Source organism: Streptomyces spectabilis, assembly GCF_008704795.1.
GTDB lineage: Bacteria > Actinomycetota > Actinomycetes > Streptomycetales > Streptomycetaceae > Streptomyces > Streptomyces spectabilis.
This window is the reverse complement of sequence record NZ_CP023690.1, coordinates 735,120-754,240: the sequence shown is the minus strand read 5'-3', so window position 1 is coordinate 754,240 and position 19,121 is coordinate 735,120. Positions and strand designations below refer to the sequence as shown.

General features: G+C 66.1%; 11 protein-coding genes. 6 read left to right on the top strand and 5 right to left on the bottom strand.

Annotated features, from left to right (window positions below):
* Positions 1 to 2 precede the first annotated feature (2 nt).
* The 4 genes from CP982_RS03160 to CP982_RS03145 are packed head-to-tail and all read right to left on the bottom strand — an operon-like array spanning position 3 to position 10,063.
* On the bottom strand, positions 3 to 5,957 hold the full coding sequence (locus CP982_RS03160; RefSeq protein WP_150509051.1) for a type I polyketide synthase: 5,955 nt from the start codon (positions 5,955 to 5,957) through the stop codon (positions 3 to 5).
* A gap of 4 nt (positions 5,958 to 5,961) precedes the next feature.
* Complete coding sequence (locus CP982_RS03155) at positions 5,962 to 6,981, bottom strand: RnfABCDGE type electron transport complex subunit D (RefSeq protein ID WP_150509050.1); 1,020 nt, start codon at positions 6,979 to 6,981, stop codon at positions 5,962 to 5,964.
* A complete protein-coding gene (locus CP982_RS03150; protein WP_150509049.1) occupies positions 6,978 to 8,951 on the bottom strand; it encodes a CRTAC1 family protein in 1,974 nt (657 codons plus the stop codon). The genes CP982_RS03155 and CP982_RS03150 overlap by 4 nt, the downstream gene beginning before the upstream one ends.
* Entirely contained in the window at positions 8,948 to 10,063 is a 1,116-nt protein-coding gene (locus CP982_RS03145) for a DUF1702 family protein (RefSeq protein ID WP_150509048.1), read from the bottom strand. Before CP982_RS03145 ends, CP982_RS03150 begins: the two co-directional genes overlap by 4 nt.
* Before the next feature lie 852 nt (positions 10,064 to 10,915).
* Here CP982_RS03145 and CP982_RS03140 point away from each other — a divergent pair.
* The 5 genes from CP982_RS03140 to CP982_RS03120 all read left to right on the top strand — a co-directional run bounded on the left by CP982_RS03140 (position 10,916) and on the right by CP982_RS03120 (position 15,604).
* On the top strand, positions 10,916 to 11,671 hold the full coding sequence (locus tag CP982_RS03140; protein WP_150509047.1) for a helix-turn-helix transcriptional regulator: 756 nt from the start codon (positions 10,916 to 10,918) through the stop codon (positions 11,669 to 11,671).
* A 316-nt stretch (positions 11,672 to 11,987) separates the two neighbouring features.
* On the top strand, positions 11,988 to 13,418 hold the full coding sequence (locus CP982_RS03135) for a DHA2 family efflux MFS transporter permease subunit (RefSeq protein ID WP_170316340.1): 1,431 nt from the start codon (positions 11,988 to 11,990) through the stop codon (positions 13,416 to 13,418).
* A complete protein-coding gene (locus tag CP982_RS03130) occupies positions 13,393 to 13,794 on the top strand; it encodes an ArsR/SmtB family transcription factor (RefSeq protein WP_150509045.1) in 402 nt (133 codons plus the stop codon). The genes CP982_RS03135 and CP982_RS03130 overlap by 26 nt, the downstream gene beginning before the upstream one ends.
* 296 nt (positions 13,795 to 14,090) lie before the next feature.
* The gene (locus CP982_RS03125) at positions 14,091 to 14,624 is read left to right on the top strand and encodes an SRPBCC domain-containing protein (RefSeq protein WP_150509044.1); all 534 of its coding nucleotides are present in this window, start codon (positions 14,091 to 14,093) and stop codon (positions 14,622 to 14,624) included.
* Between the two features lie 593 nt (positions 14,625 to 15,217).
* Positions 15,218 to 15,604: a pyridoxamine 5'-phosphate oxidase family protein gene (locus tag CP982_RS03120; protein WP_229878814.1), complete on the top strand. Its 387-nt coding sequence runs from the start codon at positions 15,218 to 15,220 to the stop codon at positions 15,602 to 15,604.
* A 183-nt stretch (positions 15,605 to 15,787) separates the two neighbouring features.
* On the opposite strand, the gene CP982_RS03115 is transcribed toward CP982_RS03120, so the two are convergent.
* Entirely contained in the window at positions 15,788 to 17,428 is a 1,641-nt protein-coding gene (locus tag CP982_RS03115; protein WP_170316339.1) for an MFS transporter, read from the bottom strand.
* Positions 17,429 to 18,016: 588 nt separating this feature from the next.
* Between CP982_RS03115 and CP982_RS03105 the strand changes: the two genes are divergently transcribed.
* On the top strand, positions 18,017 to 19,081 hold the full coding sequence (locus CP982_RS03105) for a cobalamin-independent methionine synthase II family protein (RefSeq protein ID WP_150509040.1): 1,065 nt from the start codon (positions 18,017 to 18,019) through the stop codon (positions 19,079 to 19,081).
* The last annotated feature ends 40 nt before the right edge of the window (positions 19,082 to 19,121 follow it).

The window sequence follows — 19,121 nt, the reverse complement described above, 5'->3', positions numbered from 1 at the left end:
GTTCAGCCCTTCTCGGTCACGGCGATCACGATCACCTCGTCCGGGGTGGGCGCCGCCAGCGTGGCAGCGAACGTCCACACCAGGTCGCGGCCATGACGCAGCACGAGCCAGCCGTTGTCGAGGGCTCGCTCATCCAGGATCAACTTGGGCTGCGTCACGGTCACACCGAGCTTCATGACAGCCTCGCGGGCGCTCCAGACCCTGGTGGCGGCGGTGGCGAACGACTCGCTTCCCGCAGCGCTGCACATCTCCGCGAGCGCGACGCCGGACAGCCCGAGGAGGTCGCGCCACTGCTCCATGGTGCGCTCCCGGACCGCTTCGATGTCGCAGCCGACGGGACGGGAGGAAGCGACGGCGGCGGTGAGACCGGGGCCGTGGGTCGCGCTCATCGGTTCGGCTGTCTCGGGTCGGCCGTCGGGGCGGTGCCGCAACACCACTGGGTGTCCGAACGCGGCGGCCAGAGCGCGCTCCGTGGCCTCTCGGCGACTCGGTATGCGCCGGGCGCCGCGGGGACCGGCGATCGTCCCGCTTCCGCGGGGCGATCCTGCGGCGGCTGAGGGGCGATCGCGGATGACCGCGAGACGCAGCGGCTCAGGGAGCACCTTGTCGAGCTGACGCTGCAGGTACGGACCGAGGAGTTCGGGTGTCCACGCGCGGCCCGCGTGAGGTGACGGGACGGCGGTCAGTTCGAGTGACTCCCAGATCGCGACCAGTGCACCGCTTTCGTCGCGGACCACGACGTCGTAGACATAGGTACTCCCGACGTGGGCGCGTTCGGCCGCCACCAGGGTGACCTCCTCGGCCTGCTGCCGGTGGGGGAACGACCGCACTCGGCCGACCTTCGACGGCAGCAGGGTGGAGTCGGGGACACACACCTGCAGCGCATGCATGAACGCGTCTCGCGCGGCCGGGTCCGCAAGGAGCAGCGCGCCCGGCAGGAAGGGGGAGAACCACCGGCTGTCGGAGCAACGGATCTGTGCGACACATCGCCGCGCCGATATCAGGCGGAAGTCGGTCACGGAGCGGAACCGGGGGCCGTGAAACATGATCCGGTCATAGAAATCGACTTCGATGTCCATCGTTGTCGGAGCGATGTCCGCGGCCCTGTCGGCAGCCGTGAGCAGCGGTTCCCAGCGCTCCATCTCGGCGGTCGACTCCGACACCTGGTCCTGATGTCCGGTGAGATCGAGTGCGGAATCGCCCCGGCGCAGGCACACCCCACGGAAGTGATCGACCTGAAAGAGCGTTTCAGCCGACCGGATCGCGACCTGAACTTCGTCACCTGTCCGCAGCGCGACGAGCCGGATCGTCGTCTCGTCCGCGGAGATCCCGATGGGACGGTTGAACTCGATGTCGCGGAACTCGACGGGGCCGTCGTCACCGAACAGCGCCGTCGCGACCTGAGCCATCGCTTCCATGCCCATGACCGCCGGGAACAGCGCATGCCCGGACAGTCGATGGTCGTCGAGATACGGGTCGGCCGTCGTGGAGAGATCGGCCTCGACGATCAACTCGATTCCAGGAAAGTGCAGCACCGGACGTTCGAGGAAGCGCAGCAACGGCAGTTCGGCCTGCGCGAACGTGACGGTCGGGAGGGCGATGGCCCTTCCGAGCACCACCACGTTCGATGGGGATGACCGCGTGCGAAGCAGATCCAGCATGGCGGCGACACCGGCGTCCGTGGGGATCGGCTCGATCCCTTCCCGGGTCAGCACACCGAGCACGCCGAGTCGCTCGCCCATCCCGGTGCCGGACCACACCGACCACTCGATGTTCAGACAGCGGCATTGAGGTAGCTGTTCGTCGAGTGTGGCGATCGACGATCGCAGCCAGTCGTTCGCGGTGGCGTAGTGACCTTCGCCCCGCAGCCCCGCGCGTCCGATGATGCTGCCGAACCCGATCACGAGCCGCAGGTCGGAGGGCCTTACCTTGTCCAGGACATTGCGGAATCCGTCGACCTTGGTGGCGACGGTCCTTTCGAGTTCGTCGATGGTCAACGAACCGATCGAGGCGGGCACGTTGACACCGGCTCCGTGGAGGATGCCGGTGATGTCCCCCAGTTCCTTTCGGATCGCCTCCGTGGCGGCGGCTACCTGCTCCGCGTCGGTGACGTCGGCGGAGTAGTAACTCACCTTGGTGCCCGAGTCACGCAGACGAGAGAGGTTCGCTGCGACCTCCTCGTCGGCTGCGGCGTCGGCCCGCCCCATCAACGCCAGGGTGCAGCCCGTCTCGTTGGCCAGGGCGGCGGCGCACTCGACGGTGATGCCGCGCGCGCCTCCGGTGACGACGAGAACGTCGCCGGCACCGATCGGATAGCCATCGTGACCGGTGGTCAGCTCGCGGAGAACGGGTTCGGTCCGTCGGCCGTCGTCGTAGGAGACCTCACGGAAGGAACGGGTGGTGGCAACCTCGGAGCAGATCAGCTGCGCTGCCTGAGCGGGCGCGAGGCGGTCGGTGAGGTCCACGACCGTCGTGCGCACCGCCGTTTCCTCCAGATGGACCGTCTTGGCCAGCGCGGAGGCGCTGTGGTCGGCACGGTTGACCACGACGAATCGGGCACCGCGCTCAACAGCCAGCCTTGCCGCGTCCAGCATGCGGGCATACATGTCGGCGGGGTCCTCACCCTCGGACGCGCCGCTGACGAGCAAGACCCCATCGCCGACAGGAGCGGCCTCAAGCCGCTGCCGAACTGTCTCCGCGAGCGGTTCACCGGGGGGAGCGAACACCTCCCAGGTCCCCGGCTGTTCCTCGTCCGAGCCGGGCGGCAGCGGGGACGGGACGTGTTCGACCACGAAGGGACGAACCCAAGGACTGATGCCTGCCAGGTCATCGCCGACTGTGCTGTCCGCTCCGCTACCGGCTGTGTGAGCGAGCCCCTCGATCGCATCCGCCAGCTCCGCGATGGTGGCGGTCGCCACGCTGGTGCTCGGTTCGGGTATCGGCGCGCCGAACGTCTTGAGGACCTCGCCCATCAGTTGGGTGATCGTGATGCTGTTCAGATGCAGATCGTCGAGTGGGCGAGTCTCAGGTTGGATCTCGTCGACCGGAAGCTCGACGCGCGCGGCTATCAGGTGTCGCAGTGTGTCCAGTGGACTCTGCATGTCAGCAGGGACGTCGGTGTGGCCGGCCTTGGGCGTCCGGGCCTCCGCCTCGGGGATGTGCGAGATGTCCGGCGCCTGTTCGCAAGGGCTCTCGATGAAGGTGAAGCGCTTGTCCAACGAGAAGGGCCGGTTGAACCGCTCGGCCGCGAGGGCTACCAGATCAGGACCGGAGCCCAGTACGTAGCAGGCTGCGAGCGTCTGGAGGATACCGGCGACCGACCCGTCGTCGGTATCCATCGAGACCACTGGAACAGCCGGGCACAGCTCGGTCGCAAGGCCGGACAGGATCGTGCCCGGCCCCACCTCGATGAGCAGGTCGCACTTTTCGGCGAGCTGCTCGAACGCATCGGCGTACCGCACGGGTGCCACGACTTGCCGTTCCAGGAGATCGACGACGCTCGATCCGGGCTCCACCGGCTCTGCGGTGACCGTCGAGAACAGTCCGGCTCGTTTGACCTCGCCGATGTGGGCTTCGTCGAGGTACCCGCGCAACTTCTGGGCAGCCGGGGCGACCAGCGGCGAATGGAAGGCATGGGAGACAGCGAGCTTGGCGCCGCGCAGCCCGGCCTCCCTCGCCGCCTGGACCACCGCGTCGACGGCGTCCACGGGGCCCGCGATGACGGTCTGTTTCGGTCCGTTGTAGCCGACGATCGTGGCCTGGGTCTCGGTGAGCAATGGCTGGACCTGCGCCGCGGAGGCGCGGATGGACGCCATCGAGCCCGTCTCGTACGACGCGTCCGCGGACTCGGTTCCCGCAGGTCCTGAGGTCGCGTTGTGCATCGCTTCGCCGCGGAAGGCCGCGATCTCGACGGCGGACGTCTCGTCGCAGACCCCCGCCCAGTACAGGCCGGTGAGTTCGCCGAGGCTGTGTCCGACACAGCCGAAGGCCGATACCCCGGCCCGGTCGAGGACCCGCAACCCGGCGAGGGAAGCGGTGACGATGCGCGGTTGCGCGTCCTCGGTCGCGGCACCAGGGGGCCGCGTGCCCACTTGCCGGTAGAGGTCCCGGACGGCTTCGAACCTGCGCGCCGGGCCGCCGCCGTCACCACGTCCCGGGGCGCCCTGGCCCGGGAACAGCAACCCGATGCGGGGGGCTGTTGCGGGGTGGGCCAAGAACTGACCACGACTTGGTGCGAACACATACGTCTCGCCTGCCGCGATGGCATCAGCGAGCGCGCGCAGACTTGATGCTGCCGTCGCGGGCTCGGACGCCACCACCGCTGCCTTGTAGGCGAGTTCGGAGTCGGTGCGCGTGACTTCGGCAGACAGGTCACCGAGCTCGGCGTAGGAACAGGGAGCCGCAACCTCCGCGGTGTGACGGAGCTTGACCTCGAGGTCGTCGAAGCCGGATGCCGACAGCACCAACAGTTCGGCGTCTTGGGGCGTGCGCATCAGATGCCTGTGGAGAGCGGCGGGAAGCGGTGCTGTCGGCTTGGTTGACTCCAGGACGACGTGGGCGTTGATCCCTCCGAATCCCAGCGACGACGCGCCCGCGCGGCGCGGCGGGTCACCTGTGCCGTTGCTCGACGGGCCCGATGGCTGCGGTGCCGGCCACGGCTGCGGCGTACGGGGAAGCCGCAGACGCGTGTCGGGGCTGTCGAGTATCGGGTGCGCCTCGCTGTTGCCGGCCACCGGTGGGATCGTGCCGTGGTGAAGTGCGAGGGCGGCCTTCATCAGACCGGCGATGCCGGCGGCGGCCTTCGTATGCCCGATGTTGCCCTTGATCGTGCCGAGGTAGACGGGCCCCCCGCCGGTCGGCCTGTCCGCGGTCACGCGGTCGAACACTTCGAGCTCGGTCTGGTCGCCCAGTGCCGTACCGGTGCCGTGCCCCTCGAAGTAGTCGACTGTCTCGACCCCGAATCCGGCCATGGCGTACGCGCGTTCTATGGCGAGCACATGGCCGTCCGCCTCGGGCCGGGAGATACCGCCGTGGCCGTCGGAGGACACTCCCCAGCCTGCGACGGTCGCGTAGATCGGCATGCCGCGGGTGATCGCGTCCTCCTCACGGACGAGCACCAGGATGCCGCAGCCCTCGCCTGGCCAGAAGCCGTTCGACTTTCGGTCGTAGACCTTCATCTCCGAGGTCGCGAGTGCTCCGGTCTTCGCGAAGCCGACGAGTTCGAAGGGATCGATGGACGTGTCGACCCCACCGACGACGGCGGTGTCGATCTGCCCTCCGGAGAGGGCGTTGCCGGCGTTTGCCACGGCCAGCAGAGACGACGAGCAGGCTCCGTCCACGATGAAGCCGCCGCCGCCGAAGTCGAAGTGGTTGCAGATCCGCCCTGCGATCGTATTCGCCAGACCGCCGGCCAGGCTGTCTTCGTTGATGCCGGGGTACGGGGCCTTGTACTGGATCTCGTACGCGTCGAGGAACTCGGCGATCTCGTCGACCGTCCAGCCCTTGTCCTCCAGCGCCTTCGCCAAGGTACGTCGCACATAGGGCCAGCGGAGCCTCATACCGGTGGCGCGAGTCATGTCTCCGGTCAGGGTGTTGCCGAGGACGACCCCGGTGCGGGCACGGTCGAGCCCCTTGCCTTCGGGGAAGCCGGCGTCCTCAAGAGCTGCCGCGGCGGTGTCCAGGGCCAGCCAGTGCGCGATGTCGGTGGACCGGTACACGCTCGCCGCGACGCGGTGCTTCGTCCGGTCGAATTCCCAGCCTTCGATGACCGCGGCATGAGTGGCGTAGTGCCGGTCCGGCGCGGTCGGCTCGGCCGCATAGTAGTCCGCTGAGCTCAGCCGCACGTCCGGCAGGCGTCGGAACGCACGGCGCCCCGCAAGCACGTTCTCCCAGAGCTGCCTCGGGTTTTCGGCGTCGGGGAACCTGCAGGCCATTCCGACGATCGCTATCCGTGTCATGGTTCTAGGCCTCCTGCGCCCCTGGCTGACCGCTCGGGGCTGCGGATGACGCGGTCACGGACCTGCGCTTCGCGATGAGTACGCCGATCCACGCGGAGATTCCACGGATTGCGCATACGATCGTGAGTGCGAAGAACAGCGTGTAGACCACGTTCAACAGCATCAGCAGTCCGTAGACCATGGCCGACGAAGCGCCGAACATGAATTGGGCCCGCGGCTTGAACGGTGTGGTGCCGGGATCGGTGATCATGTAGTTGGTGAACAGGAGGAAGGCCGTGCCGGTCATGGTGCCGAGTGCGGCCATCAGCGCCACGTCGAACAGCTCATGACGCAGGACCGCCTGAATCACGAATCCGCCGAGCCAACCCACGATCAACGGTATTTTGCCGGTGAGCTTCGCGTTCAGAACCGTGCCGGCGGTGGCGAGGATGACCGGGATCGCGATCCGGAACAGCGAGTTGATGTTCTCACCGAACTGATAGGGCGGCGCGACGCTGACCCAGGAGCCGAAGCACAGCAGCGCGACGCTGATGCCGAGGTTCGACGGGTTCATGTAGTGGCGCATGCGGCCGCCGATCGGGGCCTGGAACACGTACTTGCCGGTGACGGCAACGGAGATGCCGAAGAGGACCGGCCAGAACTGGTTGTTCGCATACAGCAGCATGTTCACCGCGAGCGCCGTGATGTGCGCGGGAAGCAAGAACTCGTAGACGCCGCGGAAGCCTCGACCGAGGAAGCGGATCGATCGACGCTGTGCCCATGCGCTGAGTGCCTCGAAGGCCAGGTCGATGACGTACGCGCTGGCCACCGCCAGGATCGGCCACAAGGGCGGCTGCTCGAACCCCAGCACGGTGTAGCCGAGGATGTTGAAGACCGTGATGGAGATGGCGAAGTTCCGCAGTGCGAGATAGCGCGGATCCTTCCCGGCGGCCTGGGCAGCCGGCGGTTTCGAGTCAGCGAGGGGCGGTTTGGAAGGCGACGATGTGGGTGACGGCCCGACAGGCTTGGGCAGATGGGTGGTCATGGGACGCTGACCTCCTCGGCCGTGTCGGTGAGCATGAAGGAGTGCGTGCCCGGGTCGAGCTGGATGGTCTGGCGGTGGCGCTCGCCCTGGTTGTCGAGCCAGGCGATGCTGGCGCTCACCGGCCGGTCCTCGCTGCCGAGGCCGAAGTGGACGTCGAAGCCCCGCTTGCCGCTGTGCCCGCTGCCGCCGTCGAGCTGGCTCTGCATCGTGCGGCCGTCGGCCGTTCGCACGGTGACTTGCGCGTTGTAGGCGGGTGTCCTGGATGCTGACGGGCCGCCGCCGTCCTGCTTTTTGGCCTTGTCGGCGGGCCTGTACAGATGGAGTTCGAGGTAGCGGCCCATGTCCGGCGAATCGTTCTTGTAGAAGGCCGGCGGGCCCCATTGCCGTGCGACGGCGAAGTCCAGCGTTCCGGTTCCCCGGGTGTCGCCGATGGCGATCCCGCGGGTCGGGGTCTTGGAGTCGATTCCGACGTGATCGGCGATGTCGACGTACTTCCCGGAGTCGGCCGGTGCGTACACCGCCATCGGCTGGTGGCCCGCGATGTCGTCGCCGGGTCCCACCTTGGGCCACATACGGGGCTCTCGCAGAAGGACGTCGTTGCTGGTCGCCAGTTCCTGCAGCCAAGGCCAGCGGTTGTGCCCGTCACCTTGGACGAACCCGGCGGTCTGCAGGACGTTGAGCTTGCCGGAGTTCTTCAGATCCGCGCCCTTGATGTCCCAGGTCCATCCGGTCCAGGCCAGGCCGACCTCTTGTGCTTGTTGGGAGAAGGGGGCATGCCCTGAGCCGAGGTCGGAAGCCATGTCCTTCGCGGTGTCGGCGTCGTTGCGCCACACGTAGTTGCTCTCCTCGAGGCCCCATGCCGTCGTGATGTTACTGGCGATCATGTCGAACTTGCCGCGGCTGTAGAGGTCGACGAAGTCCACACCCATCCCCTTGAAGGAGTCCTTGCCCAGGACGAATGACTTGGGTGTGGTCCAGCCGCGATCACCGGTCGCGGTGCTGAACCGGATGTCGCCGGGCGTCGACTCGTTGTAGAACAGGTGATCGTGTCCGAAGTCGTTCGCGGCATAGACCTCGGGCAGGAGATCGTCGGTGAGGTCGCCACCGCCCAGGGCGAGGGTCCATCCGGTCGAGTCGTCGTACGGGACGGCCTTCTTGTCCTCGACATACACCGGCTTCCCGCCGTCGTTGCGCAGCCAGCGCAGTACCCGTATTCCGCCGCCGTTCTTCGCGTTCGACATGGAGTCGTTCATGACGACGTCGTCCTGGCCGTGCGGGTCGAGAACGGCAGAGTTCGGGAAGTAGTTTCCGACCATCAGATCGGGGTGGCCGTCCCCGTCGTAGTCGGCGACCGATACGGCGTTGGTGTTCCACGGCTCGCCTGTGTAACGGTCTGCGTCTTCGGTTGACGGGACCACTTCGGTCGGGCGGTACGACGGTGCGCGACCGGACGCAGACTTGTCAGCCATGAACAGAATGGGTGTGCGCCCCCAGTAATAGACGAGCAGGTCCATCCGCCCGTCGCTGTTGAAGTCGCCGGGCGCACAGCCCATCGGCGCCATCGCCGAGTCCACGTGGAGAGGGGCGGCATCGAGGATGAAGGGAGCGAATCGGTCGGCTGCTGGAGCGGTCGGCGTGTGGGTGACGACCACCGAGTCCGTGCGGGTGTCCACGAGACACATGCCACTGGCCCGCCCGTGCCCGGTCAGGTCGTTGATGGCGATGCTGGCGCCCACGGACGAGATCCACGAACGGATCTTTTGGTAGGCGGGGTTGACGTCGCGGACCGTCTTCTTCGGAAGCTTCTCGTAACCGGCCGGCATCGGGATCGACATGGGCGTGAACTTGTAGCCGGGAGCGACCTTCGACGGATCCGGGGTTGCGACCGCTGCTCGTGTGACACCGAATAAGGACGCGGCGAGCAGGACCGCGCAGAGCGCAGGCGAAAGCCTTCGGATGCGTTCTCTCATGATCCGCCCTTCGCCCTGTCGATGCCGGGTTGTCGAGGTTTCGAGAGGGAATCGGTCTCAGCGGCCGCTGAGACGTTGCCGCCATCCCCGACGGCCGCCCTTGATTGCGCCGATGAGTGAAGTGGCGGGTCGAGGCTGAAACGTGCTTCGGTGGCCCAGCGCTGCATGATGCGCCGGCGCCACACTTCGAACGACAGCTGCCCGTCGACCGTGTGTCCCGACGGACGAGTCTGCGTGGCGATGGCGGCCGCCTCGGTGACGTGAAGCCCGGTAATCGCCTGGACCGCGTTCTCGGTGTGCGGCTGTGTGATGTGTGCATGTGTACGTGCTTCGGCGGCGAATACGGACCCTTGCGCAAGGGCGGGCCGATGTCTGCCGACACGCTTGGCGAGTTCCTCGATCTCGTCGCGAGAGGCACCGCCCGCGTAGGTCGTGGCCAGCCCGAGTCCGGCGAACAGATCCTCGTGCCGCTGCGGCGGGAACGCCTCGATCAGCCGCAGCGCCCGGTTCGGATCGGCACCCGCAACGAACCACAGGGCCCGGCCGATTCCCTGGTCGATCGCACGAGGGGCGTACCCGGCGTGGGCGCCCATGGGCAGGGGCGGGGCGGGGTCGATGTACTGCCGTCTTACGTACTTGTCCGTGTGGAAGAAGGCTTGGTGGAAGCCGTAGCCGTCCAGGGCCAGCCACGTGAGGGTGGGGTCGGTCAGACCCACCGTCGCCGCCCGCCGCAGGGGCCGGGGCAGCCGGGCGAGTGACCAGCCGACGCCGACGTGGATCATGTAGATGTGATCGTCGGCGGCTTCGAGGAGGTCGGCGACGTGGTGGCGGTGGCCCAGCGGCAACGCGTCGCGTATGGCCATGGCCATGGCCGCACCCTCGAACGCGAAGCCTCGCCGGATGCCGTCGATCCTTGCCAGCGTGGCAGTGGCCTCAACAGCGGTCGAGCTCTGGGCCGCGACGCCGAACCCTTCGATGAAGGAGCGGCCTGCCATCTCCAGGCACGCCTTCGCCTGCGGGTCGCGCTCGGGGAAGCCACGCTTGCGTAACAAGGCCTGGTTCACGTCGGGAGTGAGCGATATGCGACGGATGTGTCCCAGCCACGAAACCATGTCAGCACCCCCGTGTCCCTCTGGCTATGCCACGTCACCACGAGACTGACATCGAACCGGCGCCGAGCGCTTCTCTCTCGTTGCTCAATCCTAAAAAAAATAGTAATCTCTCCACGGTCGTGGGTCGACCAGTGCAGAGACGGCATCGGCGCTGGTCAGATAACGACTCGCGTGAACGCGTTACGAGGGAGTCACGGAGGGTGGCATCTCGGCGCGTGGTGCAGGGTAATGCGGATTCTCTAGTTCCTGTTCCGGCAGGGTCAACTTCCTGACCCGGGCTCCGGGGCACCTGCAAGCCGCCCCTTATCGCGCAAGTGCTTGGACCGGACGGTATCGAGTTTCCAGCGTCGCGCTGACCTACGCGCCAGGCCCTACCCCACTTGGTGGGACTCCACCTCATGGAGGGAGGCCGGTAGTCGCCACTGACGCGAAGCGCAGAACGGGGACGACTTATGCCAGCTTGGCACGCAAGGCCGAGGCCGGCGCCAGTCACATGGCTTGACCTACAGCGTGACGTTGCGCAGTGACCTTGGTTTCGAATGGTCTTCCTACCTTGGGCAGCGGGGTTGCACGGTATGGGTTGACAGCGGACCGCAATTCGTTTCTCCGTAGCGTCGTGCTGTTGCGGTGGGACACGATCCACATGGACGTCTGAGATTTCTGCGAGCGGGTGGATCCGGATGCGTTTCCTTTGGAGGGACGCGATCGCTCGACCCGCTCGACGGCAACCGAGACCCAGAGCATCGTCGCGGCAGCGCAGGCTGCGCCGTGCGACGGCGAGCTGCGCCTGCCTGTAGAGACGCACCCGATAGATCCAATGGCAAGTGTTCGATCACGAGATCGGAGGGAGCCATGTCTAATCCGGTTGGGGACAGCATGATCTACATGTGGGAGAACTGCGGACGTCCGCTCAGCCTTGGCGACATCGCCGCGTTCGTGAGGTACAGCAAGTTTCATTTCGCCCGGAAGTTCCGAAAAGAAGCGGGGTGCTCACCCGGGCGCTTCCTCTGTACGGTCCGGATGGCGCGAGGTAAACAGCTGCTGTCGACAAGCATGGCAAATGTGTCCGACATCGCGTCTTCGGTTGGTTACCAAAGCCTCGGGACTTTCACGACTCGATTCACCGAAGTCGTCGGGCTCACCCCGTCCCAGTACAGGCACTCGTCTCGAGCTGATTTCACGCTCTTCGACTTCGCCGCTCCGGGTGTCGTACACGATTACGACCCTCGCGGTTGCGTCACGGGTCGGCTGATTGGCACACCACGAAATCGAGGCACTCGCACCCACGTCAGCGTGTTCTCGAGTGCGAGGCCGCTCATGCCGCCGATCGCCGCGGGATTCGTCGACCCCGAGGGCGGATTCTTCTTCGGCGGTCTGCCGTGCGGCACATGGCTGATGCGCGCGATCACGGTCGAGAGGGGCTCCGAGGACTCATTGGCGGAAGCGCTCGTCGGTGTGAGCGAAGAATTCGATGTTCGACCATCCGACCAGGCCAGTGCTGACGTCGTGCTCCAGGAGCCAACGACGGGGATGGTGCCGACGCTGCTCTCGGTCCCGGGGCTCGATCGCTACCTCTCCAGCCTCCTGCGGAGTAGTGCGCGAGCGTGACTGCTCACGCACGTGACTCCGCGTGAGCCGGCGGAAGCCGGACGTTCCCGACGAGGTGACTCCTCAGGGCTGTTCGTGACATGCGGTCGGGTGCGCCAGGAGGTGTGGCCAAGCGCGCCCCGACTGCTCTGCGCCACGGTGCGTCCAGCACCCCGCGAACGCGCCCTGACCTGCTCTCCGCCCTCGGCGGCCTCGTCCCGGCGACCCCTTCGCCCCCGGCTCGGCTTGACTCATGCGAAAGTCCACACTAACGTAAAAATTCGGTAGGGAACTGCCCTTGATCGTTCTGCTGAGGTGCAAGACGGGAGCAGAGTTGATGCAGCCAGCACTCCATGCATTTCCAAAACAGCAGGTGGTCTGGACGATCGCACTTGCTGCACTCACCAACTTCATGGTGAGTCTGGACAACCTGGTCGTGGCAACCGCATTGCCGACGCTGCACGAGGATCTCGGAGGTGACGCGGGCAATCTGAGCTGGGCGGTCAACGCGTACACGCTGGCCTTCGCATCGCTGATCCTCACGGGTACGACCTTGGCCGACCGCTTCGGTCGCCTGAGGGTGTTCGCGATCGGCCTGACGGTGTTCACGCTCGGTTCCATCCTGTGTGCCGTCAGTCCGTCACTGGGATTCCTCATCGGCGCACGGGTCGTCCAGGGCATCGGTGGCGGGGTCGTGCTCCCGCTGACCCTCGCGCTCATCACCTCGGTGACCCCGCCTGAGGAACGAGGAAAGGCCATCGGCATCTGGGGCGGCGTCATCGGCATCGCTGTCGCGTCCGGGCCGATCGTCGGTGGAGCGATCATCGAGAGCTTCAGCTGGCACTGGATCTTCTGGCTGAACGTCCCCATCGGGCTCGGCGTCATCGCGCTTTCCCGCATGCACGTGCCAGAGTCCTTCGGTGGCTCGAGGAAGATCGACCCGGTCGGCCTCCTCATGGCCACCTCCGCGGTCCTGCTCATCGTGCAGGCACTGATTCGCGGTCCGGAGCGAGGGTGGGCTCATGTGACGATCCTTGGCGGGCTCATCGTCGGACCGCTCCTGCTCGTGGGTTTCGTCCTGTGGGAACGTCGGGTTTCGGAGCCCATGATCAATATGAGCTTGTTCCGAAACCTGAATGTGTCTGCAGGGTGTGTATCCAACTTCATTCTCAACGCGGGAATGTTCGGCCCGGCGTTCCTCCTTACCCAGTACATTCAGCTCGGGCTGGGGAACAGTCCCATCGAAGTCGGTGTACGCCTGCTGCCGTGGACCGCGCTGACCCTGGTCATTTCCCCGTTTGTCGGCCAGCTGGCGGATAAGATCGGTGAGCGATACCTGGTCACTATCGGCCTGCTATTGCCGGGAGTGGCATTTCTGTGGATTGGCGCAAAGATGTCCGATTCGGCGGTAGGGTACGGCAGCCTGTGGCTCCCGCTTCTCTGCGCCGGCGTTGGTACTGCAATTGCGTTCCCCTCGGTCTCGTCCGCGGTCATGCGGTCGGCGACTCCCCAGCAAGCCGGGATGGCATCCGGATCCAGTGAGACGTTCGCGTACGTCGGTGCGGTATTCGGCGTCGCGATGGTGACGGCGTGGTTCGCCGCATTCGGAGACTATGGGACTGCTGCTAGTATGGCCGAAGGGGCTGGTCCCGCGCTGGTTGGGATTGGTGTGCTCAGTGTTATCGGAGCAATAGTTGCCGTACTAGTCATCCGACAGCAGAAGATGGTGGCGCCTGACCATAATGAGGCTTTCGAAACAGCCGGATGAAGTATCGGCCGCCGCGATCCTGCGTGCGTTCTCAGACGAAAACCGTCGCACCATGCTCGAATTGGTGGCCACCAAGGAGATGTCCGCCGGTGAGATCGCGGGGCATTTCACGGTCACCCGCCAGGCCGTCTCTCAGCACCTTCGTGTGCTCAAGGAGGCGGGACTGGTCGAGGAACGCCGCGACGGAAGAAGTCGGCTCTACCGCACGCGGGCCGACGGGATCGCGATACTGCACCAATACTTCAACAACCTCTGGTCCAATAGCCTCGCACTCGCCAAGGAAATCGCAGAGGCAGCCGAGGTCAACACGCACGGCGACAACGACCAAGGCGCCGAAGGCGAATCGGCCAATCACGAGCAGGGGATGCCTGGCTAGAGCACGGACGGTATCCTGGCGGCGTCGCGGACCGGCAAGGTGAGCCGAGGAGTGTTGACGACGGCCATGCTGAACAGGGGAGTCAAGCGCTCGAACCCGATGAGCAGACTGCCGAACGGCGTCGTCGAGCACGTAGGCGGCAAGCTGGCTGCAGCGGCGCTCTCGGGATGCTTGATTCGTTCAGCGGCACGGCAGCCATCGCGGCGAGTGTTCCGCCCAAGGGGTAACGGACTTGCGCGAAGCGGACATGGCGCCGGGACGCTCGCCGTTGCCGAACAACATCGAGGGCCAGGTGGATGAGCTCAGTAAACGCTAGGCATCCGAGTGTCGTCGCCGACCAGCACGTCGTGCGGGCGAGTGTCGTCGTGAATTGCAGTCAGGAGTCGGCATTCTCGACCTTCGTCGGCCGGGTTGCGGACTGGTGGCCGCTGCAGTCCTACTCGCTGGGACGAGATCAGATCAAGACGGTCGTCGTGGAGAAGCGTGTCGGCGGCCGCATGTACGAGGTCCGACCGGACGGCGAGCGCAATTGGGGCGTGATTACCGCCTGGAACCCGCCGCATGGGTTCGTGCTTCGGTGGGACGTCATCTCCGGCCCCACGACAAGTGTCGAACTGACCTTCGAAAAGCTGGATGATCATTCGACGCGTGTGTCGGTCGAACACACTGGCTGGGAGAATGTCGACCCGTCCCTGCTGCCCTCCGACTGCAACTACGGGGAAGGTTGGCGGGTAACCCTGCAACACTTCGCCGAAGAATGCGCGAAATCTTCCGGCCTTGGGCCGGACTCAGTGGCAGGTCACTCCACGACGGAGCAGCCTCAACAGTAGGTTGCGACGTGTGGAACGGCGTGGGCCGAGCGCCTGAGTGTCCCTGAGTGTCTCGGGGCGCTCAGTTCTGTAGAGCCGCGAGCCAGCCCCCGCTCATCGAGCGGGGGCTACCGTCGTCATGCCTGCTGCCATTCCCCTCGCTTGGCGGGTCCAGTCGTGCAGGGAGGCGCTGCCGCGGTTGGTGTCCATCGCCCACAGCGCCTCGCCCTGGTGGACGACAGCAAGTGCGTCCCGAATGAGTTTTCAGCAGCTCGGGTTCGGGATTGTGACTTGATGTCGGGGTGCTCGTTGTCCGGGCATGACACTGCGTGTTACGGCTGACGACATCGGCGGGTGGGGACGCGCTCTGGACGAACTGGCCGGGGGCTGGGGGGACTTGTTCCACCGGCCGGAGCCGCGGGTGGTGTTTGCGCAGTCCATCGAGGGGCTGCTGGCTCAGGAAGCGGACTGTGGGAAGGGCCCGAAACTGCGGGCCTTCTGCCCGGCAAACCCCGGCTGCCGATAAGCTGAAGGAACATCCTGATATGCCGACGCCTCGTGCTCATGAAGAACGCCTAGCTGCCGCCCGCCTCAGGCTTCAGCAGGAATCCCAGATGTGGCTGGCCACGGGTGGGTGCGCCGGGCCACATCTGATTCCGGTGGCGTTCGTCAGCGACAACGACGCCATCGTCACTGCTACCGGCGAGAGCAGTAAAACCGTCCGAAGGATCCAGGAGACCAAGCGGGCACGAGTAGCAGTCGGCACCACGTCTGACGTGGTGATGATCGATACCGTTCTCGATGGTCTCGTGCCGGTTCCAGAGGTCGCCACGGGCGTCGCCGACCGCTTCGCCGCTGTCTCTCACGACCCACGCAAGATGTCGGGCTACGTCTACATTCGACTGCTCCCTCGCCGCATCCAAGTATGGAACGGATTTCACGAGTTTTCTGGCCGAACAGTGATGCTCAAAGGTGAGTGGCTGTCAGGCCCCGTCGACTGAACTCGGCTATGCCGGACCGATGTCTCCTGGGGACGTTCCCAGAGGCTCTGCTGTCGTTTGAGAAGGAAGCCAACTCGGTGTGCAGCGTTGTCCCGCTGTTCTACGTCGCCGTGGCTGTCTTCTCGGGATCGCCGAAGCCTGACACCCGGAAGGAGGCTGCCGAGCACACCCGTACAGCTCGGCTCAGTGGTCCGCTCGAGAGGCGGCCTCAGGTGCCAACAGCTCGTCGGCGATCTCCTCGACGCTTCGCCGCTTGGTCTCGGGCCCGAACCACAGGAACATCGCGGCCGCCAGGAGCAGTGGCACGGCGCCGATGAGCGCGGTCGCGGCGATGGAGGGGATGGTCGTGCTGGCGACGACCACGGCGATGATCAGGACTCCGCCGAGCTTGGTCATGCCGGCCGCCATGCCCGAGCCGCGCGAGCGCAGCATCGTGGGGTAGACCTCGGCGGCGTACGCCGAGACGACCGCCGTCACCGAGCTGATGGCGGAGAGCGGCACGATGAGCATCAGCGAGAGCGCGAGGTGGTGCTGCGCCACTGAGTCGCCGGCCACCACGAAGCCGCCCAGCGACAGCGCTGACACCACCGCGAGCGTGATGATCGTCTTGCGGCTTCCCCACCAGCCGTAGGCCACCGCCACAAGCACGGTGAAGGGAAGTCCGAGCAGCGCCGCGTTGCGCACGACGTAGTCTGACTTCACCGCGGAGTAACCGAGGTGCTGCAGGTTGGTCGGCACCCAGAGTTGAAAGCCGAACGTGACGAGGCCCGCGCCGGCGGCGAGGACCATGATCGCGAGGGTGGGACCGGCGAACGGGCCCCGGAAGAGCCGATAGTAGCCGCGAAAGGTGGGCTTCTCCGGAGCCGTGGCGTCGCCCGGGACCTCTTGCACCGCCGCGCCGTACTTGGTCATGATCACCTTGGCCTCCTCGTCCCGGCCGCGGGCGATCAGATAGCGGGGCGATTCGGGGATCCAGTGGTTCAGCGCGATGAACAGCACTCCTGTCGGCAAGCCGATGAGCCAGAGGATGCGCCAGCCGTAGGTCGGGGTCAGCCAACCGGACAGCCAGCTCGTGATGAGGTACGCGCCGGCGATGTCACCGCCGATCAACACCATCAGCCAGCCGCGGTGGCGCGCGGGGATCGTCTCGGCCATCAGCGCGAAGGCGATCGGAATCATGCCGCCGACGCCGATCCCCATCATGAAGCACATCATGAGATTCCACTTGAAGCCGGGCATCGCACCGCAGATCGAAGTGGTGATGAAGAGCATTCCGGCCAGCAGAATCGAGGAACGCCGTCCGATGCGGTCACCCAACACGCCCCAGATCCAGGAGCCGAGGACCGTTCCGGTGATCCCAGAAAGCGGGAGCCACGAGACGGGAATGTCCCCCTGCGGATTGGCCGGGGATTTGAGTCCGTACTCCTGGGCGAAGCCGGGCGCCACGAACGCAAGCGTCGCGGGCTTCATGACGTCGATCGTGATCGCGATGGCGAGAACGATGAGCAGTGCGATGTGCCGACCCCGAATCGGGGCGTTATCGATGGCGGTGACGCGGATGGACCGCGCCGATTTCCTGATCTGGCCCCCGCGCGGGGGCAGCACGCCGTAGACGACCGCGACCAGTCCGACGGCGATGAGCACCATCCCGGTGATCATGGCGGGGTCCGGCCGCATCCCGGCCATGACGTAGTGCATGTGGTGTGCCGAGAAGTACATCGGCAGATGCAGCGCGACACCTGCGGTGCACGCCAGCGCTCCGAGCCAGAATGAAGCCGGGTGTTCGAACTCCCCCCGGGCAAGACCGAGTCTCCTCATCGCCATGAGCATCCCCCTCATCAGCCGAACACCCTGACGAGATTAGGGGACCGCGGCGGAACCTACCCTCCTCCAGATTTCCCGATCGCAGTTCAGCAATCTCGGAGAAGTCGCGGCCTCCGTCAGGACGCGAGCCGCCACGCCGCGCGCGGGCCGTGCGGCGCCCGCACCGGCAGGCGCGCGACTGGATGACGCCTTGGTGCCCGTGTCGTCAACCGTGCCCGGCGCCGCGACGGCGAGCAGATGGGCGAGGCACGCCCACTCCGCCGGCTCCGCCCGGCCGTCGACGCCGTCGGCCAGGTGGGTCCCATGAGGAGAGGGAGGGGCGGTTACGTCCTGTGGCCGCTCACACTGCTCAACTCGCCGAATCGGCAGCTCATTCGCTGGCTGAAGCGCTCCGTACAACCGTTCTATGGCGGGCTGAGAATTCGACCGCTTCAGAACTCCGAATCCACGGAACAGCAGCGGAACCCTGATGTTCCTCGGTGACCTTGGGAATCCTGATCAGGGCGGACACCTGGCCGCGCGTATCTTCACAGGGGATGTACACCCGCCTTCTTGCTAGGCCCTACCGCGCTCCGTATGGTCCGGTTCATGACTCTCCCCACCGAGCCGATCGGTAGCATCCCCCGCCCGAGCAACCTGCAGACGGCCCTCGCCGAACACGCTGAAGGGCGGCTTGCGGAAGCGGAATTAAGAACTCTGCAGGAGCGGGCGACCGCCGACACCCTGACCCGGCTGGAGCAGTTGGGCTGCCCCGTCCTGGTCGACGGGGAGCAGGCCAAGCCCAGCTTCGCCACCTACCCCCTCACGGGCCTGACCACCCTCGACCCGAACGGCGCCGTCATCCCGTTCGCCGACGGTCACACCCGGCAGCTGCCCTGTCTCACCTCGGGACCGTTCCGCTATCAGGTCCGCGCGGAAACCTATGTGCGCGACGCCTTGCGGCACACGGACCGCCCGGTCAAGCAGGCCGTCATCGCCCCGTCGGCCCTGAGCCTGCTCTACCCGGGCGAACCCATCGAGGGCTACTCCCGTGAAGAGTTCCTGCGTGATCTCGCCGACGAGGCGGAGACCGATATCCGCGGCTGCCTCGAGGCGGGGGCGCACAGCGTCCAGCTCGACTTCACGGAAGGGCGCATGTCACTCAAGCTGGACCCGTCCGGGGGTGTGCTCGACGACTTCATCGCTCTCAACAACGAGGTCCTCGGCCGGTTCAGCGATCAGGAGCGGGCCCGCATCGGGGTACACACCTGCCCGGGCGGGGATCACGACTCCACTCACAGCCTGGACGTCGACTACGCCGAGCTGTTGCCCCGGCTCTTCCAGCTGAAGGCCGGGAACTTCTACCTGCAACTGGCCAGCGAGCCCGATCCCGAACGGGTGCTGGAGATCATCGCCGGTCAACTCCGCCCGGACATCCGCGTCTTCGTCGGGGTGACCGACCCGATCAGTGCCACCACCGAGACTCCCGAAGAGGTACGTGACCGGGTCCTGCTCGCCGCGCGCTACATCCCGGTCGACCAACTGGGCACCTGCGACGACTGCGGCTTCTCACCCTTCGCCGACGACACCTCCACCTCACGAGACCTCGCCTTCGCCAAGATCGAGGCACGAGTACTCGGAACCGCCTTGGCCTCAACGGCCCTCGGGCTCTGACTGGGAGTCCGGCTTCAGCTGCGGCAGGTCATGGGGCAGG